We start from the raw sequence: 8,146 nt of genomic DNA on the forward strand, positions 1-8,146 counted from the left end.
ATAGGGCAAAAGCTGAACTATTCTCTGAATCTGTTCTTCTCTTAATCGCACCATACTGGAATTGAAATAGTGCATTCACCGGACAATGGTGTTGTCTTCTCTGCTCTTAATCGCACCATACTGGAATTGAAATTTTTTTGATAGGGCAATTATATTACTGGAATACTGACTCTTAATCGCACCATACTGGAATTGAAATAGCAGGAAACGTGTCATTGACATTGTCAGAGGCTTACTCTTAATCGCACCATACTGGAATTGAAATAAATAAGGGAAGGAACCTGTATAGAAATATTGATCCTCTTAATCGCACCATACTGGAATTGAAATAAGTATTCTACGACATATTCTTCCATTTCGGCTTCCTCTTAATCGCACCATACTGGAATTGAAATGTGGGCGGAATGCCGGCCATTTCCCGGATGGGCTGTCTCTTAATCGCACCATACTGGAATTGAAATGCATCTAAAATTTGATAGTAGTACTGACTTATATAGCTCTTAATCACACCATACTGGAATTGAAATAAGGTGTCCCGTATCTGTGGAATGCTTGATAATTCCTCTTAATCGCACCATACTGGAATTGAAATGGAATAATTAAACCATTAACCTTCTCCACCTTTGTACTCTTAATCGCACCATACTGGAATTGAAATATTTTAGCCATTACATATTGAGACAGATCAAATTTTCTCTTAATCGCACCATACTGGAATTGAAATGGGTGAAACAAACGGGTATTTAATCCCGTCAATTGCCTCTTAATCGCACCATACTGGAATTGAAATAAGGAAACCAACCCAGCTTCTTCGAATACCTTCCACTCTTAATCGCACCATACTGGAATTGAAATAACGTGTAATAATACCGGTCGCCTTTGTAGCCGTTCCTCTTAATCGCACCATACTGGAATTGAAATGTTAAAAAAGGATGTGGCCTATATCGAAGCAACCGGCTCTTAATCGCACCATACTGGAATTGAAATATCATGTCCCTGTATTCTGTGCCTAAGATACGCAAACTCTTAATCGCACCATACTGGAATTGAAATGATGTGGATACCACACCGTTTTTTAACGGCATACTTCTCTTAATCGCACCATACTGGAATTGAAATAGGGCTTTTTTCTCCTCCTCGAAGGATGCCTTTAGGCTCTTAATCGCACCATACTGGAATTGAAATGCGAGGGCGCCAATTAGGTGCTCTTTATGCTTAGCAACTCTTAATCGCACCATACTGGAATTGAAATAAGGAGGCACCGCGGCAACGCAGGGTTTCGGGATCCTCTTAATCGCACCATACTGGAATTGAAAAACATTTCCCTAAGATAATTTGGAAGGTTTTTTTAACCCTTAAACCGCTGACTTACATTTAAAATCTCGCATACAGATTTTCAAAAAATGGCAATAATGGTCCTCTTCAGCTTAGGGGATTACAAATCGCTTGTGTCTGGATGCAACATTTCAAATATCGAATAGCGTCGGCTGGTCAAGATTTATAATCTTGACTTACAAATGACCAGAATTTTCAATTCTGGTCATATTTCCCGGTGCTACCAGCTCGTGGGCTTATAATCCTTCAGAAACTTTCCGCACCAATGTTTGCCGGTATTGATGCCATCAAAGAGTGGATCCATCACCCGCGCTGCACCATCGACAATGTCGAGGGGAGGCTGGAAATCATGCAATTCCTGTTTGATACGCGCAAGGTCTGCCGGATCCTCGTCGGTCACCCAGCCGGTATCGACGGCATTGGTATAGATCCCGAACTTCACGAAGTCGGATGCTGCTGTGAGTGTCATCATGTTCAAAGCGGCTTTGGCCATATTGGTATGCGGATGGCGGGATTCCTTGTGGAACTGGTGGAATTTACCCTCCATGGCGGACACGTTGATGATGTGTTTCTTGCCGGTATTCTCTTTTTTCATCAAATTGACCAGCCTGTTGCACAAGACAAATGGAGCAACGGAATTGACCAGTTGCACTTCCAGCATCTCGTTGGTGTGGATTTCTCCAAGTTTCAGCCGCCAGCTGTTCGTTTTCCTCAGGTCCACTTGCTGCAAGTCTGCATCCAGCTTGCCAAGGGGAAAAATCTCCTCCGTACTGATCGAATCGTCTATGCTGTAAGGAATCTGGGTCAGCTTGGCAGAGGAACTCAGGCCTATGCCCAGCTGCTTTCCATGCCAGGAAACCGGCAGGTTTTTGTATTCTCCTTCGGAATATCCCTGACTCAATGTCTTCAGTTCCTGCAGGCAGACGCCATGATCTGAAAGCAGGTGCTGCGCATCCGACGAAAGGTCTTTCAGTTCCAGGATTTCATTGGCCATCAGGTGTTGGTAAAATCCTGAAGGTCTCCTTACCGTTTGTGCGGCATTGTTGATCAGGATGTCCAGTCGGTCGTATTGCTGCTCGATAAAATTGCAGAAAATCTCCACGCTCGGAATATGTCGCAGGTCCAAGCCATGGATTTTCAATCTGCTTGCCCATTCCTTAAAATCGGGCTCTTTGGCAAAGCGCAGGGCTGAATCCACCGGAAATCGGGTGGTGGCAATGACGGTTGCTCCGGCCCGCAACATCATCAGCGTGATGTGGTACCCGATTTTCAACCTGGAGCCGGTCACCAAGGCAACTTGCCCGGTAAGATCTGCATTTTGGAAGCGTTTGGCATAATTGAAATCCCCGCACTCGGGACACATCGTGTCATAGAAATGGTGGAGTCTGTTGTAAGAAGCTTTGCAGACATAACATTCCCGGGGAGATTCCAGGTGGACGGCTTTCTCGGCCTCGTCACCCGTCAATGTCAACATGGCCGGCGCGATAAAAATGGATGCTTCCCGTGCACTTCGAATCCCCGTTGCATTGCGGGCTTGAATAGCAATGGCCGCAATTTTCTTTTGATTGACTTTTTTGGCGCCTCTTTTCCGCTTTTTCAATTCCTCCTTGCTTGGACGGGAAAATTTACCGGCAGCCATCAGCAAAGCCACCCTTTGCTCTTTCGGAATGTCAAAAATCTGATTCGTATCTGCATTCAGTTGCTCCAGAATCGCAATGCACTGTTCTATTTGTCCTTGGCTGATCTTCACTGATTCGCCAGATTCTATTTCCTTCTCCATGCTCCTAAACTTTCAAGGGTGCAAAAGTAGAGATTTTAAAAATGGAAACTGCGGATAAGCATCTTTCTACAGGAGAGAAAGATGTTTCATTACCAACCCGGCTGTTCATTCAGGAAATGAGATTGGAATTTGAGGATTCATTTAATTGTAAATGCTATATTGGAGTCGTTTTGTGCATCTGAGTTTTAATTGACTCTTACTTCTTTGATCATCCGATTCAAGATGGACCAATTGGTAGTCAAGGCCATTTGTTGCCAAGTTTTCTTTATTCTGATTAGATCTCTCTTGGACCAAGCAAGGGTTGTAGGATTGGACTAAAGGAATAATCTTTACGCTACTTGAATTTTACAGTCAAACTATCCTAGCGAGCAGATTAATTTAAAAACAGAATTTGGATCACCTTCAAAAAAAATAAACAACACAATGAGAAAAATAATTTATTTACTATTTGGTTGCTTTATGATCAGTTCACATGTCCAAAGCCAAGATTTGGGGTTAGAGGCGCCTCAGGGCTTTGACGTCAAGAGAACCGGAATCACCCACGGAAGTATTGATACAGTCACTTATCAATCGAAAACCGTTGGCGTTTCGAGAAAGGCCTTGGTCTATACGCCTCCCGGCTATTCCGAAAGCAAACAATATCCTGTTTTGTATCTCTTGCATGGGATTGGTGGGGATGAAAAGGAGTGGCTAAACGGTGGAAATCCTCAGGTGATTTTGGATAATCTTTATGCGGACAAAAAGATGGAACCCATGATAGTGGTGATGCCCAATGGGCGCGCCATGAAAGACGACAGGGCTATTGGTAATATCATGGACCCCGATAAAGTCCAAGCCTTTGCAACCTTTGAAAAAGATCTGTTGCATGATTTAATCCCTTTTATCGAAAAAAAATATCCGGTGATAAAAGATAGGGAAAGTCGTGCCATTGCGGGTTTATCAATGGGCGGCGGGCAGTCCCTCAATTTTGGGTTGGGCAATTTGGACCAATTCGCTTGGGTTGGTGGTTTTTCTGCTGCACCGAATACCAAGGAACCGGAAATATTGCTTCCCAACCCAAGTGAAGCCAAGGAAAAACTGAAGCTGCTTTGGATTTCCTGCGGTGACGCCGATAATTTGATCCGGTTTAGTGAAAGGACCCATCAGTATTTGCTGAAAAATGATGTTCCCCATATGTATAGCATTGAACCGGGAGCACATGATTTTAAGGTTTGGAAAAATGGCTTGTATATGTTTTCCAGCCTTTTGTTTAAGCCGGTGGACCAATCTCTTTTCGCCAAGTAATGTCCCTTGGGCAGAGCTGCATTTACAAGTACTCCAATTGAAAAATCCCTAAAAATTTGTCGGAGAACTGTGTTCTTTTCTAATTTAAACCCGATTTATGCATAACAATCCCATTCCATCCTGAAAAATCTTCATCATCAGTCTTTGTTTACTGTTTATGACTTCACCATTTTGGCACTATAGCGTATTCGCCAAATGGTCTGATTTTCTTGCAGTTTCAAGATCCCTTGGGAAATGGAATGGATATTTCTATCGAACTCACCTCAAGTTAGACGCTTTGCGTTACTTTTTCGCTGTCTTAGAATTCGGGTTAAAATCGTCCGGTGCCCAAAAAGAAGTGCTTTTTTGAAAGAAAAATAGGGTTTGGCGAAGGGTTTTTTCTGGTGAAGACAAATTTCGTGTTGAGCGTTCATTCAAATGCAAACCATTTGTACCGTATTGGTTATGCATCTAGCAGGTAAAGCTTTTTTGGAATGGGAAGTATTTCGAATGGAAGTGAAGTCTCTGTATCGTTTAGCCGGGGATTTTTTGAAACACCCGGATGTAATCGATTTTCATTTGTTGTGGAAAAACGGTGCTTGCATCTGGATTCCCCACATAGTCACCCCCTACGGCAACATTAAACAATAAAAAGAATGGTTTTCTAAAGGCATCAAAACTTGCGGACCGAATATCCATTTCAAAATAGGGGCTATTGTCCAAAAGCCAAACGATTTTCTCATTGTCCCAAGAGAGTGAAAAAACATGGGGTTTATCGTTGAATACACCCTTACTCAGCCTCTTTGTACCGGTTTTATAACCCGAATCCCCATTATTTCCCCAATAAATTGCCCCGAAAATGGTATTGTCCTTTCCATCGGCTTTTCCACCAATCATTTCGGCAATATTGATTTGCCCTGCGGAAGGCCATCCCACCTCATTGATATTTTCTCCCAACATCCATATTCCAGGCCATATTCCCTGACCTTTGGGTAACTGGGCACGAATATCGATTCTGCCAAATGTAAATGTCTTTTGGTTTTCTGTTTTGATTCTGGAAGAGGTGTAATTGCTATTCAGGACGGTTTCTTTTTTGGCGGTGATAATCAAAAAACCTTCTTTTATCTCCGTGTTCTCCGTTTGGTAATATTGCAATTCATTTGTACCCCATCCGCAAATTAAAGGACAACCATCTCCAAAATCTGAAGTCCAATTTGCAGAAAGATTTGACCCTTCGAATTCATCATTCCAAACCAAATTATAACCTTCATAACTCAGAGGGCTTTCACAAGGATCACACAACACTTCCTCTACCTTTTCATCCTCTTTGCATGAAATGAAAGTCAAAAGCAATGAAACCAATAAAAAGGGCAATTTAATTTTACAAATCATATAGGTTATCCAAACAGTAAGATTTAACCAAATAAAAACGCCACCAATTCTCACGTTTTTTTGTTATTAAACCCACTTTTTTCATGCCAAAAGCGATATCGAATGGATGAGACGTGGGGTTGTCGAGAAATTTTTAATGGGCAAAGAGCATTTTACCTTAAATAAAACACATTAATTTTTAATATCCTCTTAGTTAAATAAAAACTTATTGAATTCAGTCTTCATCGGGTTTCCCTATAAACAAAATTCCATAAAATTGATTTTTGTTGTAGAAAGCAATATTGAGTTTTGACCTGCTTCGATTGTGAAAATGCAATCTCTCTTCCCAAGTTGGGGATTTTGTAGAGCGAAAAAAGTTAAAATAAACGGCTTTAACTTCCAAAAAAGGAATGGTCTTTGATGAATTTCAATATCTTGAATTTCAAATTGGAAATTTGCATTTATGCCACTGAAAACTGCCAAGCAAACTCTTTTTTGCTGAAAGGATAGGTTTCAAAGCTGAAATTCAAGGTGCATTTACGGAAGCAACAAAAGGGAAAGAATTTTCGGAATTATTTTTCTTCAATTATTTTCACGAAAACAATCCTGAAAGATTGGTTCCAGATTTTAATTTATCCTAAATACCATCATTTAACCAGCCCAGTACCATGCCCATTATTGGAGAAATAATTAAAAAAGCAGTTGAAGTATCCGGTAAAATCTTCAGCCATCCCGATCCTGTCGAGGCACAGGAAACGGTTTTGAAGGATTTACTCAAAAAAGCCAAAGGAACGGCTTTTGGTAAATATTATCAATTTGAGACCATCCTCAATGAGGAGGATCTTCACCAAGCATTTGCCGCGGAGGTTCCCTATTTCAGCTATGACACCCTCCGGGAGCAGTGGTGGCAAAAGGTGATCGACGGAGGGGAAGACATCACTTGGCCCGGAAAGGTGAGTTATTTTGCGGTTTCCAGTGGGACCACGAGTACCAAAAAACACATTCCAGTGACCGAGGACATGTTGATTTCCATCCGAAAGGCCGGAATGCAGCAAATCAAGGGAATCGCTGATTTTGACCTTCCTGCAGAGTTTTTTGAGAAGGAAATCCTGATGTTTGGCAGCAGCACGGACCTGAAGGAAGTCAACGGCCATTTGGAAGGGGAAATCAGTGGAATCAGTGCCAGTCAGATCCCGTTTTGGTTTGATGGATTTTACCGTCCCGGAAAGGAGATTTCATCCATCAACGATTGGGATGAAAGGGTGGAAGCATTGGCCAAAGAGGCGAAAAATTGGGATATCGGTGGGATTTCTGGGATTCCTGCTTGGATTGAACTGATGATGAAGAAGGTGATTGCCTACCACAACGCAAGCGATATCCATGAAATTTGGCCAAATTTTCAAGTATACACATCCGGTGGCGTGGCCTTTGAACCTTATAGAAAGAGTTTTGAAAAAATCACTTCAAAACCCATCACGGTCATCGATACTTATCTTTCTTCGGAAGGATACCTCGCTACCCAGATCAGAAAGGACACCGATTCCATGGCGCTGATTACGGACAATGGCGTCTATTTTGAATTTGTTCCTTTCCTTCCCGAAAACATGAATGATGACGGGACAGTGAAGCCGGATGTGAAGTCGCTTAAAATCGGGGAGGTTGAAGTAGGCGTGGATTATGTGTTGATAATCAGTACAGTATCGGGCGCTTGGAGATACATGATCGGGGATACCGTCGCCTTTACGGATAAAGACAAGGCGGAAATTAAAATCACCGGCAGGACCAAGCACTTTCTGAATGTGGTGGGTTCACAATTGTCTGTCATCCAAATGAACAAGGCTTTGGAACAAATAGGAGAAGAATTTGACTGTGACATCAAAGAATTCACGGTTTCGGCGGTCTTGGAAGAGGGCGAGTACTTGCACCGATGGTATCTGGGATTGGATGGAAATATCGATCGGGACGAAAAAGCAATTGCCAATCGCATAGATGCGCTTCTTCAGGAAAACAACAAAAATTATAAAGTAGCAAGAGGCAAAGCCCTCAAATCTGTTGAGGCCAAATTGATCCCTGTGAATTTATTTCAAGAATGGACCGAGGAAACCAAACAAAAAGGAGGGCAGGTCAAATTCCCAAGGGTAATGAAAGAAGCCGATTTTAGGGACTGGGAAAAATTCGTGCTTGACAAAACAAAAGGTTCAACCTAAAACATGCATTATGCTTCCAGGGGATTGACACTTCAACCCGAAATATGCAATAGGCTTCCAAATGGGATTGAATTTGAAAGAAAATCAGACAATTGGGAGACCAATACCTGACACCGATAGGGTGAAGTCAATAGAAGTCAACAAGGGGCTAATTATCAGGTAAATAAAGTATTGAAATGCATTCGCAATG

Annotated in this window: 3 protein-coding genes, 1 pseudogene and 1 CRISPR repeat array; of the genes and pseudogenes, 2 read left to right on the plus strand and 2 right to left on the minus strand. The window is 42.1% G+C overall.

Translation table 11 applies throughout. The features are described from left to right. Positions 1-38 precede the first annotated feature (38 nt). Positions 39-1,317: direct repeats of the CRISPR family, unit length 30 nt; unit sequence CTCTTAATCGCACCATACTGGAATTGAAAT. A 238-nt stretch (positions 1,318-1,555) separates the two neighbouring features. After that, positions 1,556-3,115 carry an SDR family NAD(P)-dependent oxidoreductase gene (locus Q7J63_RS20455; RefSeq protein WP_304888861.1) on the minus strand — a complete coding sequence of 520 codons (1,560 nt, stop codon included), beginning with the start codon at positions 3,113-3,115 and terminating at the stop codon, positions 1,556-1,558. Between the two features lie 423 nt (positions 3,116-3,538). Between Q7J63_RS20455 and Q7J63_RS20460 the strand changes: the two are divergent. Continuing rightward, positions 3,539-4,396 (plus strand): annotated as a pseudogene (locus Q7J63_RS20460) (alpha/beta hydrolase); the annotation flags it as partial. A gap of 516 nt (positions 4,397-4,912) precedes the next feature. Here Q7J63_RS20460 and Q7J63_RS20465 read toward each other — a convergent pair. After that, positions 4,913-5,770 (minus strand): glycoside hydrolase family 16 protein, encoded by an 858-nt coding sequence (locus tag Q7J63_RS20465; RefSeq protein ID WP_304888863.1) that lies wholly within the window; start codon positions 5,768-5,770, stop codon positions 4,913-4,915. Positions 5,771-6,417: 647 nt separating this feature from the next. Here Q7J63_RS20465 and Q7J63_RS20470 point away from each other — a divergent pair. Then, complete coding sequence (locus tag Q7J63_RS20470; protein ID WP_304888865.1) at positions 6,418-7,956, plus strand: GH3 auxin-responsive promoter family protein; 1,539 nt, start codon at positions 6,418-6,420, stop codon at positions 7,954-7,956. Positions 7,957-8,146 lie beyond the last annotated feature (190 nt).

This window comes from Rhodonellum sp. (genome assembly GCF_030656585.1).
Taxonomy (GTDB): Bacteria; Bacteroidota; Bacteroidia; order Cytophagales; family Cyclobacteriaceae; genus Rhodonellum; species Rhodonellum psychrophilum.